This window comes from Actinoallomurus acanthiterrae (assembly GCF_054775715.1).
Genome location: NZ_BAAHCO010000001.1, coordinates 2171817 through 2190697, shown reverse-complemented (window position 1 = coordinate 2190697; position 18881 = coordinate 2171817). Strand labels below are relative to the sequence as shown.

15 protein-coding genes are annotated in these 18881 nt (G+C 71.5%); 5 read left to right on the top strand and 10 right to left on the bottom strand.

The features are described from left to right. Window positions 1–16: 16 nt before the first annotated feature. The gene (locus ACYVF7_RS10705; RefSeq protein ID WP_460338407.1) at window positions 17–1051 is read right to left on the bottom strand and encodes a fatty acid desaturase family protein; all 1035 of its coding nucleotides are present in this window, start codon (window positions 1049–1051) and stop codon (window positions 17–19) included. Between the two features lie 226 nt (window positions 1052–1277). On the opposite strand from ACYVF7_RS10705, the gene ACYVF7_RS10700 reads away from it, so the two are divergent. Together ACYVF7_RS10700 and ACYVF7_RS10695 are read left to right on the top strand one after the other, a co-directional pair. Continuing rightward, window positions 1278–2540, top strand: coding sequence for a sensor histidine kinase (locus tag ACYVF7_RS10700; protein WP_460338405.1), 1263 nt, complete (start codon window positions 1278–1280; stop codon window positions 2538–2540). A gap of 25 nt (window positions 2541–2565) precedes the next feature. After that, window positions 2566–3213 (top strand): LuxR C-terminal-related transcriptional regulator, encoded by a 648-nt coding sequence (locus tag ACYVF7_RS10695; RefSeq protein ID WP_460338403.1) that lies wholly within the window; start codon window positions 2566–2568, stop codon window positions 3211–3213. Between the two features lie 191 nt (window positions 3214–3404). On the opposite strand, the gene ACYVF7_RS10690 is transcribed toward ACYVF7_RS10695, so the two are convergent. From ACYVF7_RS10690 to thrC, 6 genes are all read right to left on the bottom strand, one after another. Next, entirely contained in the window at window positions 3405–6275 is a 2871-nt protein-coding gene (locus tag ACYVF7_RS10690) for a DUF4429 domain-containing protein (RefSeq protein ID WP_460338401.1), read from the bottom strand. An 80-nt stretch (window positions 6276–6355) separates the two neighbouring features. Then, entirely contained in the window at window positions 6356–7003 is a 648-nt protein-coding gene (locus ACYVF7_RS10685) for a response regulator transcription factor (RefSeq protein ID WP_460338399.1), read from the bottom strand. A gap of 77 nt (window positions 7004–7080) precedes the next feature. Next, window positions 7081–8376 carry a sensor histidine kinase gene (locus ACYVF7_RS10680; protein ID WP_460338397.1) on the bottom strand — a complete coding sequence of 432 codons (1296 nt, stop codon included), beginning with the start codon at window positions 8374–8376 and terminating at the stop codon, window positions 7081–7083. Between the two features lie 162 nt (window positions 8377–8538). Next, entirely contained in the window at window positions 8539–10545 is a 2007-nt protein-coding gene (gene rho, locus ACYVF7_RS10675; RefSeq protein ID WP_460338395.1) for a transcription termination factor Rho, read from the bottom strand. Between the two features lie 336 nt (window positions 10546–10881). Next, entirely contained in the window at window positions 10882–11820 is a 939-nt protein-coding gene (gene thrB, locus ACYVF7_RS10670) for a homoserine kinase (RefSeq protein ID WP_460338393.1), read from the bottom strand. Further along, the gene (gene thrC / locus ACYVF7_RS10665; RefSeq protein ID WP_460338391.1) at window positions 11817–12857 is read right to left on the bottom strand and encodes a threonine synthase; all 1041 of its coding nucleotides are present in this window, start codon (window positions 12855–12857) and stop codon (window positions 11817–11819) included. Before thrC ends, thrB begins: the two co-directional genes overlap by 4 nt. 109 nt (window positions 12858–12966) lie before the next feature. Here thrC and ACYVF7_RS10660 point away from each other — a divergent pair, with 109 nt between their 5' ends. The 3 genes from ACYVF7_RS10660 to ACYVF7_RS10650 are packed head-to-tail and all read left to right on the top strand — an operon-like array spanning window position 12967 to window position 14755. Beyond that, on the top strand, window positions 12967–13611 hold the full coding sequence (locus ACYVF7_RS10660) for a hypothetical protein (RefSeq protein WP_460338389.1): 645 nt from the start codon (window positions 12967–12969) through the stop codon (window positions 13609–13611). Further along, window positions 13608–14246 (top strand): hypothetical protein, encoded by a 639-nt coding sequence (locus tag ACYVF7_RS10655; protein ID WP_460338387.1) that lies wholly within the window; start codon window positions 13608–13610, stop codon window positions 14244–14246. The genes ACYVF7_RS10660 and ACYVF7_RS10655 overlap by 4 nt, the downstream gene beginning before the upstream one ends. Further along, window positions 14243–14755, top strand: coding sequence for a hypothetical protein (locus ACYVF7_RS10650; protein ID WP_460338385.1), 513 nt, complete (start codon window positions 14243–14245; stop codon window positions 14753–14755). The genes ACYVF7_RS10655 and ACYVF7_RS10650 overlap by 4 nt, the downstream gene beginning before the upstream one ends. Here ACYVF7_RS10650 and ACYVF7_RS10645 read toward each other — a convergent pair. From ACYVF7_RS10645 to lysA, 3 genes are all read right to left on the bottom strand, one after another. Continuing rightward, entirely contained in the window at window positions 14688–16013 is a 1326-nt protein-coding gene (locus ACYVF7_RS10645) for a hypothetical protein (protein WP_460338383.1), read from the bottom strand. The genes ACYVF7_RS10650 and ACYVF7_RS10645 overlap by 68 nt on opposite strands. Window positions 16014–16183: 170 nt before the next feature. Beyond that, on the bottom strand, window positions 16184–17494 hold the full coding sequence (locus ACYVF7_RS10640; RefSeq protein ID WP_460338382.1) for a homoserine dehydrogenase: 1311 nt from the start codon (window positions 17492–17494) through the stop codon (window positions 16184–16186). Continuing rightward, entirely contained in the window at window positions 17491–18870 is a 1380-nt protein-coding gene (lysA, locus tag ACYVF7_RS10635; RefSeq protein WP_460338380.1) for a diaminopimelate decarboxylase, read from the bottom strand. The genes ACYVF7_RS10640 and lysA overlap by 4 nt, the downstream gene beginning before the upstream one ends. Between the last annotated feature and the right edge of the window lie 11 nt (window positions 18871–18881).

Below are 18881 nucleotides of genomic sequence, written 5' to 3'. Positions count from 1 at the left end.
GGCATTCCCTGGGCGATCAGCGCAGCGGCGCGCCGACGTCCTGCAGGTGGCCGAGCGCGTGGGCGTACGACTCGATCAGGCCCTCTTCGGTGTACGGGAGGCCGAGGCGCACGCAGTGCTCCCGTACGACGGGCTGCGCGCGGCGCAGGTTCGGGCGCGGCATGCTGGGGAACAGGTGGTGCTCGATCTGGTAGTTCAGCCCGCCCAGGAACCAGTCGGTGAGGAGGCCGCCGCGGACGTTCCGGGAGGTGAGGACCTGCTTGCGGAGGTGGTCCCAGCACTCGCCCGGGCCCGGCATCGGCATTCCCTTGTGGTTCGGGGCGAACGAGCAGCCGAGGTGGACGCCGAGCACCGCCTGGTGGACGAAGATGAACGCGACCGCCTTGCCCGGCGACATCACGCTGAACACGAGGCCGAGGTAGCCGGCGAAGTGCAGGGCCAGCAGCACCATCTCGAGGAGCGCCATCCGCCGCTGCCGGGCCCCGCACCGGCCGCGCGCCGCCGCGATGACGGACTGGACGCTGGAGACCTTGAGGTTGAACCCTTCGAGGAGCAGCAGGGGGAAGAACATCCGTCCCTGGTTGCGGGTGAGCCATCGGATGAGGGCGCCCTGGCGGTCCGCGGCCTGCTCGGCCGTCCAGACCAGCACGCCGACGCCGACGTCGGGGTCCTTGTCGACGTGGTTGGGGTTGGCGTGGTGCCGGTTGTGCTTGTCGGTCCACCAGCCGTAGCCGAGGCCGAGGCCGAGGTTGCCGATCAGCAGACCCATGAGCTTGTTCACACGGCGGGTTTTGGCGATCTGCCCGTGACCGGCGTCGTGCCCGACGAAGTACAGGCGGGTGGTGAGGATGGCGGCGGGCACGGCCAGCGCGAGCTGCCACCAGGAGTCGCCGACAAGAACGATCAAGGCGAACGCCGCGCCGTACAGCAGCAGGTCGAGTCCCACGGTGACGGTGTAGCGCAGAATGCGCCGGTCCAGCAGACCGGCAGCGCGCACCTCCTGGATCAGCGGCGCGAAGTCGCTCTTGGGCACGGTGGCGGTCTCGGGCATGCGGCAATCTCCTAGCGCTCGTGAGGGGATCTTGGACGGCCTGTCACGAGACGCTATGGATTCGCAAACGCCGCTCCCAGCCGGTTGAGCACCCTATGAGACCGGAGGTATGCCCCCGGTAAAGAGTGGTGCTGGCACCACCATAGCCGGGTCCGCAGCCCCAGTGCCCGGAACGTCTCGCTCCGGCATGCTCGACGGTGAATGATGAAGCTTGTCTGGAGGGAACATGAAGATCGGTGCCGCCATGCTCGCGGCTATCCGGGGGTTCGGGCTGGCACTGCTGGCGATGCTCGGCTCGCTGGTGTTGTTCGTGTTTTTCGTCGTATCGTTCGCGCTGTCGATCCCCGGCATCGGGATCTTCCTGGTTCCGGTGGTGACCGCCGCCGTACGGAGTTACGCGAACCTGCGGCGCCGGCTGGCGTACGAGTGGTTCGGCGTGGAGATCAAGACGCCGTACAAGCCCCGACCGCGCTTCCGCCGCGGGCCGGTCGGCGTCGTGCAGCGGTACCGCTGGATCGTGTCCGACCCGGCGACCTGGCGGGACGTGCTGTGGCTGATCGTGGACGCGACGGCGGGCTTCACGCTGGGGATCTTGGCCTTCGCCCTTCCGTGGTACGGCCCGTACGGCTGGGTGCTCGCGGCCGGCGTCTGGAAGCCGATCTACGAACACGCCGGCGGCGACTGGTACGCCTTCATCCACGTCGTGAGCCAGGACACGGCGAACGAGGCGGCCCTGCTCGGCGTCGTGTTCGCCGCGATCGGGCTCCTGCTCTCCCACCAGATCATGAAGGCGCATGCCGTGGTGGCGCGCAGCCTGCTCGCGCCGACGCGGGAGCGGGAGCTGCTGCTGCGGGTCGCGCACCTGACCGAGTCCCGCTCCGACGCCCTCGACACGCAGGCCGCCGAGCTACGGCGGATCGAGCGCGATCTGCACGACGGCGCGCAGGCGCGGCTGGTCGCCATGGGCATGAGCCTGGGCGCCATCGAGCACCTGATGGAGCGCGACCCGGAGAAGGCCCGCAGGCTGCTGGCGGAGGCGCGCGAGTCGTCCTCCAAGGCCCTCACCGAGCTGCGGGACCTGGTGCGCGGCATCCATCCCCCGGTGCTGGCCGAGCGCGGTCTCGGCGACGCGGTGCGCGCGCTGGCCATGGCGAGCCCGCTGCATACCGAGGTCACGGTGGAGCTTCCGGGCCGGTTCGAGGCGCCGGTGGAGTCCGCCGCGTACTTCGCGGTCTCCGAGGTGCTCACCAACGCGGCCAAGCACTCCGGCGCCCAGCGCGTCTGGATCGACCTGCGGCACGAGAACGACCGGCTGCGGATAGTGATCACCGATGACGGCCAGGGCGGCGCGGACCTGTCCGGCGGTACGGGACTGCGCGGAATCGAGCGGCGGCTCGGTACATTCGACGGTGTCCTCGCCCTGAGCAGTCCTGTGGGCGGCCCGACGATGGTCACGATGGAGTTGCCGTGCGTCCTGTCCTCCCCCTGACGTCGACCCGCCGAGAGGGAATGTGATGCGGGTCGTCATCGCGGAGGATCTGTTCCTCCTGCGCGATGGCCTGATCCGGTTGCTCGAGGCGTACGGCTGCGAGATCGCCGCGGCCGTCGACAACGGTCCGGAGCTGACCCGGGCGCTGGTGTCGGTCAAGCCCGACGTGGCCGTGGTCGACGTGCGCCTGCCGCCGTCCTTCACCGACGAGGGGCTGCAGGCGGCGCTGTACGCCCGGCAGAAGGTCCCGGGCCTGCCCGTGCTCGTCCTGTCCCAGCACGTCGAGCAGCTGTACGCGCGGGAGCTCCTCGCGGACGGCAGCGGCGGCGTCGGCTACCTGCTCAAGGACCGGGTGTTCGACGCCGACCAGTTCGTCGACGCCGTACGGCGGGTGGCGGCGGGCGGCACCGCGATGGACCCGCAGGTGATCTCCCAGCTGCTGGCCCGCAACTCGCGGAACCAGCCGCTCGGCGGGCTGACGCCCCGCGAGCGCGAGGTTCTCGAGCTGATGGCCGAGGGCCGGTCCAACGCGGCGATCGCCCAGCGCCTCGTCGTCACCGAGCGGGCCGTCGCCAAGCACACGTCGAACATCTTCGCCAAGCTGGACCTGCCGCCCTCCGACGACGACAACCGGCGCGTCCTCGCCGTACTGGCCTTCCTCAACGACTCCTGAGCGAGCCCGGCTCAGCGACGCCCGAGGCGCACGCCGGGTGTCTCCGGCGTCCGCCACGGCCTCGGCTCGGCTCCGGGCCGGCGTGGCGGCCGAGTTCGGCCGCGCCCCGGGCCGGCGCGGCTCAGCGACGCCGCAGCTCCGGGCTGGCGTGGGTGGCCGCCGGACTCGACCGCGACCCGGACCGGGCCCGCTCAGTGACGTCGCAGCTCCGCGCACTTGGCCGTGAACTCCTCGGCGGTGAGCAGCCCCTCCGCGCGGAGCCCGACGAGCTCGCCCAGCCTCCCGGCCAGGTCGCCGATGCGGTGCACCCATGCCTTCACCTCGGCGGCGCTGGGCGCCGTCCGCGGCCCGGAGTGGCGTGCCGGGCCGGACGCGGCCGACGGCATCGGCGCTCCGGCGAGGAACGCGTCGATCTCCGACTCGAGCCGCTCGCCCTCATCCAGCAGCCCCGCGCACTTGGCGTTCAGCTCCGCCTCGGTCAGCAGCCCGTTCTTGTGGGCGTTGATGAGCTGGGTGATCCGGCCGGCGACGTCGACGAGCCGGTGGAGCCGGTCGGTCACGTCGGAAAGCGCGCCGGACCCGTGCGGGTCCACCGGAGCGGCGGGCGCCGGCCGTACGGGCGAGCCGGAGAGGATGGCGCTGATCGCCTTCTCGAACCGCCTACCGCCTTTCAGTCGGAAGACCAGGTCCGCCCGGCCGCGCCCGAGTTCCAGAGACAGGTCGTCGCCGCCCCGGCGGTCCCACTCGAAGTGGTCCACACCCGCGATCTCGGTGAGCGGAACACGCCGCAGCCCACCGGGACCGGCGAACACCGCCGCACGTCCGGTCAGCGCGAGCAGGCCGCTCTCCCCGGCGAACATCGCCGGCTCCAGCTCGTGCACCTGGTCACCGTGCCCGAGCGCGGCGCCGAGCAGGCGGAGCTGGTGCGCGTCGGGCCGGCCGCGCTCCCACGAACGGGACAGCGCCGCGGCCACGTCCGGCCTCCGCAGGACGTCGTCCGGTGAGACGCCGACGGCGGTCGGTGTCCCCTCCGGCGGGCACTCCCGCATCGCGTCGATGGCGTACCTGAACCGTTCGGGCTCGCGCAGCCAGGTGAACTCGATGGTGTCGTAGTCGTTGTCCTCGACGATCAGCTTGCCCGGCCCGCCGTCGTACTCGGTGTCGCAGCTGACGTAGTCGATGTCGGTGAAGGCGAGCGCGTTCAGGCCGCCTTCCTGGTCGGCGAAGACGACGCGCCGGTCCGTGAGCGTCAGCAGCCCCTGCTTGCCGCCCCACCGCCCGGGTTCCACCTCTTTCACGGGCTCGCCCGCCTCGAGAACACCGAGCAGCGCGGCCAGCTCGCGCTGGAACGGGCCGACGTCGCTCCTCGCCCGGCTCAGGGCGGCCGCGACGTCGGGCCGATGAGCCGGTCCCTGCGGGGGCACCCCGTGCGCCACGGGGGGCGCCGGCCGGAGTCCCGCCACCGGTGCGTTGGCCGGTGACGGGTGGGGTCCAGGCACCGGTGCGTTGGCCGGTGACGGCTGGAGTCCCGCCACCGGCTCGTTGGCCGGTGACGGCTGGGGTCCAGGCATCGGTGCCGCGGTGTGGGCAGGCGCCGGCGCGGCCGGTTCCTGTGGTCCGTACGCGCCGAACCGGAGGGCACGGAAGGTCTGCTGGAAGCGGACCGGGTTGTAGATGCCGTGGAAGGGCAGCTCGTCGCCGTCCTCGGCGGCGATCCACACCAGGTTCCCCTCGTGCGTCTCGTTCCAGGTCGCGCGGACGTCGGCGAACTCGTGCAGCGGCACCGCCGTGTGGCCGCCGAGATCGTCGTCGGGGCCGAAGCTGAGCAGGTGCCGGTCGGTGAGGAAGAAGACCAGGACGCGCCGGCCCACGGCCAGTTCGATCTCGCGCACCGTCTCACCGGGTTCCAGCGCGGCCGACAGCGCCGCCAGCTCGCGCACCATGGCGCGGACGCGCGCGCCGGCCCGGGCCAGCGCCTCGCCGACGTCCGGGCGCAGGCCGGCGGTGTGCAGCAGTTCGGGGTCGGGGACGCGGGTCACGCCCTGCAGCGCCCGGGTCACCTGCAGCGTGAACTCCAGCGCCGCCGGGTCGTTGTTGTGCAGCACCGCGTCGACGTCCAGGGCGGGGTCGGGGGCGGACGGGCCGGCCGCGCCGGCGAGCCGGACGCGTACGTAGCCGACGCCGCCGTTCGCCTCGACGAGCTCGACCTGGTCGATGGCGGGCAGCGGGATCTTGCGGCTCATGCCCTGGCTGGTCACGACCACGCCGGCGCCGTCAAACTCGGCCCGTCCGTGCAGCCCGTGCAGGACGACGCCGGCGTCACCGGGCCGACCTGAGCCGGACAGCCCGTGCGGGAGGCCGCCCTCGACCGGCGGGGCGGTCATCTCCAGGCGCCGGCTGCGCAGCGCGGTCGCGACGCCCGCGGCGAACAGGAGTGCGTCGGCGCGCTCGGACGCGACGGACAGGCAGCGCTCGCGGTCGGGAACGACGTCGTGCTGCTCGCCGACGGCGCGGAACCAGAGGAGGTCGCCTCCCCTGCTTCGGCCTGGCACCAGGGTGACCGCGTCGAGGGCGGCCAGCGGGATGGTCCGGGCCTCGCCGCCCGCCCTCCACGTCAGACGGACGTTCTGGCCGTCGAAGTGACCGCTGCCGTCGTAAGTCTCGACCGCCGTCGGCCAGCGCGCCTCGACCATGAACTCGTTCGTGGCGGCCTGGGCCACGCCGGTGGACAGGACGGCCGCGTGCAACGCCTCCGCGAGCCGTCGCGCATCCGCTTCCTGGTCCGGCGGGAAGTCGACGAAAAAGGGATGGTCGTCGGCCGAGATCATCGCTCCGGCCACCGCGTAGAACGGGTCCGCGCCCTGACGCAACAGGAGCGTCAGCCGTCCCTCCCGCCGCCGGCCCGGAGGCATCAGCTGGACGCCGGCCAGCGCGGTCACCGGAAACGCGATCCCGCCCAGCCTCCGGCGCAGCCAGCCGCCAGAGGTGGGCGAATAGTTCATGCGGCACTGCCGCCCATCGAACGCCAACTCGGCGTCGATCCCCCGCAACCCCGTAGTCACATAGCGGACATTAGCAACATCAGCGACATTTCACCGCAGCCGCCTGCAAGATCGGTGTGCAATCGCACCGACCGTCCGGATCAGCTCTCTCCGAGGTAGGCGAGCACGGCCTTCACCCTGCGGTGGGTGCTGTCGGTGTGCTGCAGATCGAGCTTGAGGAAGATGTTGGAGATGTGCTTCTCGACCGCGCCGTCGGTGACGTAGAGCCGCCGGGCCACCGCTGCGTTCGACAGGCCCTCGGCCATCAGGCCGAGCACCTCCCGCTCGCGCGGCGTCAGCGACTCCAGACGGTCGCCCCTGCGCCGCCGCCCCAGCAATTGCGCGATCACCTCGGAATCGATCACCGTGCCGCCGTCCGCCACCCGGCGTACGGCGTCGATGAACTCCGCCAGGTCGGCGACCCGCTCCTTCAGGAGATAGCCGACGCCCTCCGCGCCGTCGCCGATGAGATCCGTCGCGTAGCGCTCCTCGACATACTGCGAGAAGACCAGGATCGGCGTGCGCGGCACCCGCTTCCGGGCCTCGAGCGCGGCCCGCAGGCCCTCGTCGGTGAACGACGGCGGCATCCGGACGTCGACGATGGCCAGGTCGGGACGGTGCTCCTCGACGATCTCGACCAGCCCCGGGCCGTCGCCGGCCGTCGCGACCGTCTCGATGTCCTCATCGGCGAGCAGGCGGATCAGCCCCTCGCGCAGCATCACCGCGTCTTCCGCGATCACCACCCGCACGGGGTTCAGCGTACGGGAAAACGAGCGGGGCCGATCCGGCCGCTCGGCCGCCGGGTACGAGGCTCGGCCTCACCCGGTCACCAGACGCAGGGCAGGTCCGCGCGGATCACGGTCGGTCCCCCAGCGGGGCTGTTCACCGTCAGGATGCCGTCGATGCCGGCGGCGCGGTCCGCCAGGCCGGCCAGCCCACCGCCGGGCGCGGCCGTCGCCCCGCCGACGCCGTTGTCGGAGACCTCGACGACGACCCAGCTCTGGTCGCGGGTGATCTTCACGTACGCCTGCGTCGCGCGGGCGTACTTCGCCGTGTTGGTGAGCGCCTCGGAGACGATGAAGTACGCGATGCTCTCCACGGCCGCGGGCGGCCTGGTCGGCAGGTCGATCTCCACCTCGACGGGCATCTGGGCGCGGGCCGCGACCGCGGAGATCGCCGCGTCCAGCCCACGGTCGGTGAGAATCGCCGGATAGATGCCCCGCGCGAGGTTGCGCAGCTCGGCGATGGCCTCCTTCGCGCCCGCATGCGCCTGCTGGATCAGTTCCTGGGCGGCCACCGGGTCGGTCTCCAGCTTGGCGCGGGCGCGGCCGAGATCCATGGCGACGGCGAGCAGCTGCTGCTGAGCGCCGTCGTGCAGGTCCCGCTCGATCCGCCGGCGCTCGGCCTCGGCGGCGTCCACCCCGCGCGCCCGGCTGGCCTGCAACTGCGCCGTACGGGCCCGCAGCGCCTGGGTCTCGTTCGGTCCGAGGAGGTACCGGGCGACGGCCCCGTGCGCCGCGCCGACGATCCGGACGGCGTACATCGCGACGAGGGCGACCGCCAGCCCTACCGGCACGGCAGGCAGGGTCGTGATCGGGTTGTCCAGCCAGATCTCGTGGGATCCGACCGTGATGTACGGGTACCCGCCGTGGTCCGCCAGGATCCAGGCGGGCATCGTGATCAGCGACAGCGCCATCGTCCACAGGACCACGGACATGACGAACTCGGCCAGGCCGACAGGGAAGGCCAGGAACAGGTAGACCAGGTCCTTCCAGGTCGCCGGGTCGGCGGCCATCGCCTTCCACTTGCGCAGCAGACCGCCCTCCGGCAGCGCACGGTACGGGCTCGGGATCCTCACCCCGAAGGCGAGGTACGCGAGCCGCCGCTCCAGCACGGCCGCGAACCGCCAGAGGATCATGGTCAGGGCGAGGCCGACGAAGCCCACCCAGATCACGACGGTCCCGATCGAGACCGACAGGAGCGCGGTGAGGCCCACGAAGTAGGCCAGTCCCAGGGGGAAGTGGAAGAGCAGGTAGGCGGCCGACCGCCAGGTCAGCGAGTCCGTCACGACCCGCACTGGCCCGAATCGCCGCGACGACGACATGTCGACGGTGCCGTTCACCGGGGTCCCTCCTGCCGAATTCACGTACGGGTCAAGCCTCCCGAACGGCGGGGCGTCCCGCCATGGAGCATCCCAGTCTTCGGCAGGTAGGGCTATCCCCACCCCCGGCGGACATGACGACGCCCCGGAGGCCGGGCCTCCGGGGCGTCGATCTGCCGTGCGTCAGTCGTTCAGCGTCGTCTTCTGCACCTGCAGCAGGAACTCGGCGTTCGACTTGGTCTCCTTCATCTTCTCGATGAGGAGCTCCAGCGCCTGCTGGGTGTCGAGGGCGTGCAGCACCCTGCGGAGCTGCCAGACGATCCGCAGCTCCTCCGGAGCGAGCAGGATCTCTTCCTTACGCGTGCTGGAGGCGTCGACGTCGATCGCCGGGAACACGCGCTTGTCGGCGAGCTCGCGGCGGAGGCGGACCTCCATGTTGCCGGTGCCCTTGAACTCCTCGAAGATGACCTCGTCCATCCGCGAGCCGGTCTCGATCAGCGCGGTGGCCAGGATCGTGAGCGAGCCGCCGTTCTCGATGTTGCGGGCGGCGCCGAAGAACCGCTTCGGCGGGTACAGCGCCGTGGAGTCCACACCACCGGACAGGATCCGGCCGCTGGCCGGGGCCGCGAGGTTGTAGGCGCGGCCGAGGCGGGTGATCGAGTCGAGCAGCACGACGACGTCGTGGCCCAGCTCGACGAGCCGCTTGGCCCGCTCGATCGCCAGCTCGGCGACCATCGTGTGGTCGTCGGCGGGACGGTCGAAGGTCGAGTGGATGACCTCGCCCTTCACCGACCGCTGCATGTCGGTGACCTCTTCGGGCCGCTCGTCGACGAGGACGACCATGAGGTGGCACTCGGGGTTGTTCTTGGTGATCGCGTTGGCGATCGCCTGCAGCACCATCGTCTTACCGGCCTTCGGCGGCGAGACGATCAGACCGCGCTGGCCCTTGCCGATGGGGCTGACCAGGTCGATGATCCGCGTGGTGAGCTGGCCCGGCTCGGACTCGAGGCGCAGCCGCTCCTGCGGGTACAGCGGGGTCAGCTTGGAGAAGTCGACGCGGCCCTTGGCCTGCTCCGGCTCCATGCCGTTGACGGTGTCGAGGCGGACGAGCGCGTTGAACTTCTCCCGGCGCTCGCCCTCGCGGGGCTGGCGCACGGCACCGGTGATCACGTCGCCCTTGCGCAGGCCGTTCTTGCGGACCTGGGCGAGGGAGACGTAGACGTCCTGCGGGCCGGGCAGGTAGCCGGTGGTCCGCACGAACGCGTAGTTGTCCCGGATGTCGAGGATGCCGGAGACCGGGATGAGGACGTCGTCCTCACTGATCGTGGGCTCGGAGTCGCCGAAGCGCTCACGGCCGCCACGGCCACGGTTGCGCTCGCGGAACCGGCCGCGCCGGCGCCGGCCGCCGCCGTCCTCGTCGTCGGAGTCGTTCTGCTGGCGCTGGTTCGGACCGCGCTGGCCGCGGTCGTCGCCGCGCTGGCCGCGGTCGTCGCCGCGCTGGCCGCGGTCGTCGCCGCGCTGGCCGCGGTCGTCGCCGCGCTGGCCGCGGTTGTCGTCCCGCGCCGCGCGGTTTTCGTCGCGCTGGCCACGATTGTCATCCCGCTGGCCACGGTTGTCATCCCGCTGCCCGCGGTTGTCGTCCCGCTGGCCACGGCCCTCGTCGCGCTGGCCCTGGCCGTCGCGGTTGCGGTTGCCGCGCTGGCGCTGACGCTGCTGGCCGCCGCCCTCGCGGCCGGCGTTGTCCCGCGCGGCGGCGTCGCCGACCGGGTCGCCCTCGACCTTGATCTCCTGCTGTTCCTGCTGCGCGGCCGCGGCCGCGGGCGCCTCTTCGCGCCGAGCGGAGCGCTCGCGCTGCGGCTTCCGCTCCGCGGCAACCGGTGCGGTGGGGGCCGCGGCGGTGTCCTGCGCGACGGAGGTCTCGCCATCGTTCTTGGCGGCGGGCGCCGAGCCACCGCCTCCGGCGTTCTGCGCCTGCCGCTCTTGGATCGCGGCGATGAGCTGGCTCTTCCGCATTCCGCCCGTACCGCTGATCCCGAGGCTCGAGGCGAGTGCCTTCAGCTCGGGCAGCACCATAGCCGACAGGCCCGTGCCCGAGCGGCGGCGCCGCGGAGCAGCAGCCGCCTTCTCGGCAGGAGCGGCTTCATTCGCCGTCGCTGCTGCGTCCGAGAGGAGTTCGGTGGATTCGCTCACTAAGGGTCCTTCCCAGGGAGCGGGTGTGGCCGCCGTCGGCCAGGCAACCCGGTCGTGCGAACCGGCGGGGGCGCCGGATCAGTCGAGCTCTGCAGATCTCCATGTGATCGCCGCAGAGTTTCGGCCACATCCAGATGATGGAGGCAGGTTCTCGCGAGAGATCCCCGATCCCGATACGTCCGAAGTTTTGATTGAACGCTGAACAACGAGCGGTTTCGTTGCCGGGGAACCACATCCGCGTCACACGGCCGACGTAAGCCGGAGTGGCTGACGAGCCCACGCCCCCGAGCGGGGCATCTGGTGCGGCACTTAGCCTAACATCACCTGGGCACACTGCTATTCCCCGGAGACTCGCGTTTCCTGATCGATCGGCTGAACGCATGCGCCGTGGGGGTCAACGTTCAGCGGGTGTATGTGCCACGAAGTACCCACTTCCAAGCCGATCGAATCTCCCTCGCCGTCGGAGACGAACGCGAGAACCGTCGGCCCGGCCCCTGAGATCACCGCAGGCACGCCCCGTGCTCGCAGCCGCTCCACCAGCGCGGCCGACTCCGGCATGGCCGGGGCGCGGTACGCCTGGTGCAGCCGGTCCTCGGTGGCGTCCAGCAGCAGTTCCGGACGGCCGGTGAGCGCGGCGATGAGAAGTGCGGCACGACCGGAGTTGGCGGCGGCGTCCGCGTGCGGCACGCTCTCCGGGAGCAGGCCGCGGGCGCGCTCGGTGGCGAGCCGGTGCTCCGGCACGAACGCCACCGGCCGTACGCCCGCCGCGACGTCCAGCCTCGCCGTACGGGGCCCGGCGCCGGCGTCCCACGCGATGGTCAGCCCGCCCATGAGACACGGCGCGACGTTGTCCGGGTGACCTTCGATCCGCGTGGCCAGGGCCAGGACGTCGGCGTCGGTGAACCGCGCGCCCTCCGGGTGCAGAGCGCGGGCGGCGAGGATGCCGACGACCGTCGCGGCCGAGGAGGATCCGAGGCCGCGCGCGTGCGGGATGCGGTTGACGCAGCGGATCCGCAGCCCGGGCGGCGGCGAGCCGCCGATGAGGGCGTACGCCTCCCGGAACGTCCGGACGATGAGGTGCTGTTCGCCGCGCTTGGCGGTCTCCTCGCCCTCGCCCGTGACGTCGATCCAGAGGCCGCTATCGGTCGGTTCGACCTCGACGTCGTCGTACAGGGTGAGCGCCAGGCCCAGGGAGTCGAAGCCGGGACCGAGGTTCGCGCTGGTCGCGGGCGCCCGCACGTGCACGGCCACGGGCGGGACGTGCCCCGCCGTCAAGCGAGTTCCAGCGCGGACGCGGCCGCGTGCGCGTCGACGGGCACCGTGATCGGGGCGGGTGCGCCCGAGATGGCCCAGTCAGGGTCCTTAAGGCCATTTCCGGTCACCGTGCAGACGACGCACTCCCCCGGCCGTACGAGACCCTCGTCGCGGGCCTGCAGCAGCCCAGCGACGCTCGCCGCCGACGCCGGCTCCACGAACACGCCCTCCTCGCGGGCGAGCAGGCGGTAGGCGGCCAGGATCTGCCGGTCGGTGACGGCCTCGATCGCTCCCCCGGACTCGTCCCGCGCCTTGAGCGCGAGGTCCCAGGAGGCTGGGTTGCCGATGCGGATCGCCGTCGCGATCGTCTGCGGCGACGCGACCGGCTCCCCGCGGACGATCGGCGCGGCGCCGGCCGCCTGGAAGCCCAGCATGCGCGGGCGCGCGTCCGACTCGCGGTAGCCCATCCAGTACGCCGTGATGTTCCCGGCGTTGCCGACGGGGAGGCAGTGCACGTCCGGGGCCTCGCCGAACGCGTCGATGATCTCGAAGGCGGCGGTCTTCTGGCCGTGCAGCCGGAACTTGTTCACCGAGTTGACCAGCGCCACCGGATAGTCGACGGCGAGCTTGCGGGCGAGCTCGAGGCAGTCGTCGAAGTTGCCGTCGATCTGCAGCAGCTTGGCGCCGTGCACCAGCGCCTGCGCGAGCTTGCCCATCGCGATCTTGCCGCGGGGCACGAGCACCGCGCAGACCATCCCGGCGCGCACGGCGTACGCGGCGGCCGACGCCGAGGTGTTACCGGTCGAGGCGCAGATGACCGCCTTGGCCCCCTCCTCGGCGGCCTTGCTGATCGCCATCGTCATGCCCCGGTCCTTGAACGAACCGGTCGGGTTGGCGCCCTCGACCTTGAGATACACGTCGCAGCCGGTGAGCTGCGATACCCGCGTCGCGGGGAGCAGGGGCGTGCCACCCTCCAGAAGGGTGACGACCGGCGTCCCGGCCGTCACGGGGAGCCGATCGCGATACTCCTCTATGACGCCACGCCATGCCCTGCTCACGAGTTCCTCCTGACCTGCGCTGTCGTCCAGCGAGTCTACGGGCCGACGACCGTACGTCTCGACGCCGTTCCACATCCTGGACGCGTTCCTGCGATTACCATCATGGCCCGTGCACCCCCGAGCACGCGTCGCCGGCTATGCCGTGGCCGCCGTCCTGATCGCCGTCGGCGCCCTGTGGGCCACCGGCGGCCTCGACCCGGCCGACGCCCCCGCGCGTGTCGCGCCGGGCGAAGAGGTCGACCAGCACCTGTTCCGGACGAAGCTCGTCGGCGCCCACGTCGCCACGATCAAGAAGTTCGGCGAGACCACGCGGATGCTGGTGATCAACGCCTGGGTGACCAACCCGACCCCCGAGACACAGGGGACGTACGGCCTGGACGACAACGTGTTCGCGCACGGGATGTTCCTGCACTGGCGGGCCCAGAACGGTCCCCGGCCGAAGCAGGTGGACGCCCAGGGAATCGCCGGGGACACGCTCTTCCGGGCCCTGCAGCCGCGGCTGCCCACGTACGTCGCCGTGCAGTACCAACTGGCGTCCGGCACCCGAGTACCGGATCATGTGACGGTGGCTCTGGCCGACTACCAGTACACCGAGTCCGGCCTCCTCGACCCGCGCGGCTACTGGGTGTGGAAGTCCCGCGGATATGAGACGAGGTACGAGACGGACCCGCTGACGCACAAGTCCGGGCGGGTCACCCACATCATCCCCGTACTGGTCGCCAACGTGACCCTGCCGGTGAAGGTGAAGCAGTGAGGAAGGCCCTGTCCGTGCTCCTCGCCGTGGGGCTCGCCTGCGCGGCGGTGGCGCTGCAGGGCACGCACTGGAGCTACACGCGGGCGTACGGCCCGTTCGTGAAGAACGGACGGGTCGACCAGGTCGTCACCGAGCCGCTCTTCACGATCCGGGTGGAGCCGGTCGAGGCGGCCCGCACGATCTACGTCCCGGGGACCTCGTACTCGAAGGCCCAGGAGATCCCCGCGAACGGCGTGTTCGTCGTCGTGATCGCCACCGTCGAGGCCCGGCGCTCCCCGATCTACGCGGGGCAGGCCCGGCTGCACACCCGGTACGGCGACTACTCCCCGACCGACAAGTTCGGCGGCGGAGGCGGGCTGTCCCAGCCGGTCGTCACGCCGCTGAGTTACGTGCGTTTCCAGCCGGGGATGCCGCGCCGGGGCGCCTACGTCTTCGACGTGCCACGCGAGGCGGTGGCCGGCGCGCGACTCTACGTCAGCGACCACGACGCCGAAGAGGCGCAGTTCGGCTTCTATCGCAACGACCCGCGGCGGTTCGCCGACGAGGTGCACGTCGACCTCGGACTCGATGCCCACGAGGCCGCCCGGCTCACCCGTACGGCGGCCGCCGGCTACTCGGTCCCGGAGCCGTCGTGAGACGCACGATCCAGGTCGTCGCGCTGCTCGCGCTCATGGGCACGGCGATCTACCTGCCGTTCCGCCAGGAGTGGACGTACTACCGCAAGGACGTGCCCGCCACCCACACCCGGACGGTGCGCCCCGGGAAGCCGGCGGTCTTCCAGCAGATCCGCTGGACCCTGCTCGGGTACGGCCGGGCCGTGCTCAAGCCCGGCGACCTGCCGGCCGAGGGCATCGGATGGCCGGTCCGCCCCGGCGAGACGCTCGTGCTGGCCACGCTGCGGGCCGAGCCGCTCACCAAGAACCCGCGCGACTTCGAAATCGACTACTCGCTGCGCGACCACGCCGGCCATAGTTGGAGCGCCTTCCAATGGCACACCACGATCATCCCGGGCGGCAAGGACCCCGCCTACGTGATGGGGCTGGTGCCCGACTGGGCGGTCGGAACGTTCGAACTGGTCATGCGTCACCAGCATCAGGATCTGTCGGCGGCGCTGGGCGGTCCGGAGCTGGTATTCCGTCGCTGACGCCCGTCGGCTCCGGGCGGTCCGAAGCCGGGGTCCCGTCGCTGAGACTCGGCGGCTCCGTGCGGTCCGGTGCCGGTGTTCCGCCGTTGACGCGGCGCATCACGAGATCGAACGTCGCCGCCAGCAGGGCCAGCCGGAGGATCTCCGCGACCATGCGGTGCCCGAACTCCACCGGCACGAGCGTGAGGTTCCAGAACCGTACGGTGTGGTCGGTGCCGATGAGCGCGATCACGCCCCGCTGCAGCGGGTCCAGCAGCACGCCGATCGCCACGTAACAGAGGCAGAACCAGGCGAACACCGGCGCCCCCGCCCGGTGCGCCAGCCGCACCGCGTGCACGACCGGCACGTACTTCTCCCGCAGGCTCCGGCTGGCCACCTCCGCCAGCCGCAGGCGCCGGCCCTCGAAGCGATCGGGAAACCGTTCCAGCGGAGTCCCCCGGATGCTCTCCCGGCCGTCCATCTCCAGGCCGTACACGATCGCCGCGATGGCGAGCCACACCAGCGGCAGGACGAGAGCGTCCTTGATCGGTCCGGGCCCCTTCACGTGGAGGGTATGGGCGATCGCCTGCCAGAACACCCGGTCGGTGAGCCAGCGCTTCGCCCTCAGCACGAGCTGCATGACCGAGTACAGGGCGTACAGGCTGAAGTTCACCTCGAAGAAGGCGGTGAGGACGCCCATGGTGCGGCCGTGCCGCGCCTCGTACCGGCGTTCGCACAGCACCCGGAGCCCCCACGCCACCACCGCGACCGCGAGGCAGACCGCGATCGGCAGCTCGAGGATGTATCCGGCGTTCATCTCATCGCCGGCGGTCACGAGGCGCTGGGCGTCGGCCCGCAGCACGTCGCGAAGATCCGTGGTGTAGAGGTTCCAGCTGAGGTAGACGAGTACGAAGGGAAACAGCGTCCGGCCGATCGCGGCGACGTACGGCTCGTCCGGATCCTTGATCACCGACAGGCCGCGCCCGAGCGTGAACAGCATCCCGATCGCGACCATGAGCGAGGCCAGCACGGCCACGCTGAGCGGCAGCAGCACGACCGCGTGCCGCAGGCCACCGTGGCTGCCGCGGCCGAGGTGTGAGATGCCCTGGATCAGCAGGTAACGGACGATCGCCCCGGCGCTGAACCAGATGGCCAGCGGTACGAAGAACCGCCCCGCGAGCCGGAACGCCGACACCGGCAACAGCGCGATCTCGAGCGCTCCGCGGGCGGGCGGGGTCGGCTCGGCGGCTTCGTCGGCGGGTACGGCGGAGGCGGCCATCGCCCGCATGCTAGTGCGAGCCCGGCCGCCCAGCCGGTTTCTTGCTACTTCTTCCTATTCGCGCTTGTTGACGCACTCGCCCTTCTCACTCGCTACGCGGGCGGCCTTCGTCGTGCCGGAGGCGCGCCGGAGGACACCGTCAGCCGCCCACTCCGCTCGCTGCGGCGGGCTCACTCGTCGCCTTCGACGCGCATCACGCTGGCGACCTCGCGGACGATCTCCTGGTCGCGGAGGTTCGCGACGGTGGACGACAGCGCGCCGTCGGGGGCACGGTGGGTGACGATGACGAGCTGCGCCTCCTGGCCGTGGCCCTCCTGGCGTACGGCCTGGATGGACACGTCGTGCTCGGCGAAGGCGTCGGCGACCCGGGCGAGCACGCCGGGGCGGTCCGCGACGTCCAGGGACACGTGGTAGCGCGTGATCGTGTCCGCCATGGGCAGTACGGGCAGGTCCGCGTAGGTGGACTCGGCGGGGCCGCGGGTGCCGTTCACCCGGTTGCGGGCGACCGCGACGAGGTCGCCCAGCACCGCGCTGGCGGTCGGGGCGCCGCCCGCGCCCGCGCCGTAGAACATCAGCGAACCGGCGGACTGGGCCTCCACGAACACGGCGTTGTACGCCTCGCGGACGCTCGCCAGCGGATGCGTGCGCGGGATCATGACCGGGTGGACGCGGACGGACACGCCGCGGCCGTTCCGGCCGTCGTCCGACGGCACCCGATCGCAGATCGCCAGGAGCTTGACGACGCAGCCCATCGCCTGGGCGCTGGCGACGTCGGCGGAGGTGACGTCCGCGATGCCCTCGCGGTGCACGTCGGCGGCGGTGACCCGGGTGTGGAAGGCGAGCTGGGCGAGGATCGCGGCCTTGGCCGCCGCGTCGAAGCCCTCGATGTCGGCCGTCGGGTCGGCCTCGGCGTACCCGAGGGCCTGCGCTTCGTCCAGGGCGTCGGAGAAACCGGCGCCCGAGGAGTCCATCTTGTCGAGGATGTAGTTGGTGGTGCCGTTGACGATGCCCATGACGCGGTGCACGTGGTCGCCGACCAGCGACTCGCGCAGCGGGCGCAGCAGCGGGATCGCGCCCGCCACGGACGCCTCGTAGTAGATGTCGACGCCGTGTTCCCGGGCCGCGCCGAAGAGCGTGGCACCGTCCTCGGCGAGCAGCGCCTTGTTGGCCGTGACGACCGACTTGCCGGACTTCATCGCGTCGATGAGGAGGCCGCGGGCCGGCTCGATGCCCCCGATCACCTCGACCACGATGTCGACGTCCGGGCGGGTCACCAGCCCGGTCGCGTCGGTCGTGAGCAGCTCCGCCGGGACGCCCTCACGCCGCTTGTCCTTCCGCCGTACCGCGATGCCGGCCAGCTCCAGCGGCGCGCCGACCCGCGCGGCGAGGTCCGCCGCCTGCTCGTGCAGGAGACGGACCACCTCGGTGCCGACCACGCCGCATCCCAGCAGCGCGATCTTCAGAGGCCCGGCCGAGCTCATGGAGACACCTCCAGGCGCAGTAGATCGTCCTCGGTCTCCCGGCGGAGGATGAGCCGCGCCCTGCCGTCGCGTACGGCGACGACCGCCGGCTTGGGCACGTGGTTGTAGTTGTTGGCGAGCGAGCGGCAGTACGCGCCGGTCGCCGCCACCGCGACCAGGTCGCCCGGGGCGAGGTCCGCCGGGAGCCACAGGTCACGGACCACCATGTCGCCGCTCTCGCAGTGCTTGCCGACGAGACGGCTGAGCATCGGGGCCGCGTCCGAGCTGCGGGAGACGAGCGCGGAGGTGTACTCGGCGCCGTACAGGGCGGTGCGGATGTTGTCGCTCATGCCGCCGTCCACGGAGACATAGGTGCGCAGCCCCTCCAGGGGCTTGATCGTGCCCACCTCGTACAGCGTGACGCCGCCTGGGCCGGCGATCGTACGGCCCGGCTCGACGGTCAGGCGCGGAAGGGGAAGACCCTTCTCCGAGCAGACGCGCGTGATGATGCCGCGCAGGTTGTCGGCGATGTGCTTCGGATCGAGGGGGTCGTCGCCCTCGAGGTAGGCGATGCCGTACCCGCCGCCAAGGTCCAGCTCGGGAAGCTCGACGCCGTGCTCGTCACGGATGGCGACCATCAGCTCGACGACGCGCCGGGCGGCCAGCTCGAATCCGTCGGTGTCGAAGATCTGCGAGCCGATGTGCGAGTGCAGGCCGACGAGCTCGAGCTCCTTGATGCCGATGACGCGCCGGGCGGCCTCCTGCGCCGTCTCCCGGGCGAACCCGAACTTCTGGTCGTCGTGGGCGGTGGCGATGAACTCGTGCGTGTGCGCCTCGACGCCCGTCGTGACCCGGATCATCACCTTGGGGCGGACGCCCAGCTCCCGGGCGAGGTAGCCGAGCCGGGCGATCTCCTCGTACGAGTCGACGACAATGTGGCCGACGCCGACCTCCAGCGCCCGCGCCAGCTCGGCCGTCGACTTGTTGTTGCCGTGGAAGGTGATCCGCTCCGGCGGGAACTCCACCCGCAGCGCGACCGCCAGCTCTCCCCCGCTGCAGACGTCGAGCCCGAGCCCCTCGTCCTTCACCCACCGGGCGATCTCCGTGCACAGGAACGCCTTGCCGGCGTAGTAGACATCGCCGTCGCTGAAGGCGGCCGCGAACTCCCGGCAGCGGGAGCGGAAGTCCTCTTCGTCGTAGACGTACAGCGGCGTGCCGAACTCTCCGGCCAGATCACGGACGTCCACACCACCGACCGTCAGCACCCCGTCCTCACGGCGCGCACCGCGCGGCCACACGCTCGGCGTGAGCGCGTTCAGGTCGCTGGGCGGGGGCGACGGGTGGTCCTCCGGCAGCACGTCCGCGTGCCGTGGGCCGGCCGGGTGAACTCGACTCATCGACTGCTCTC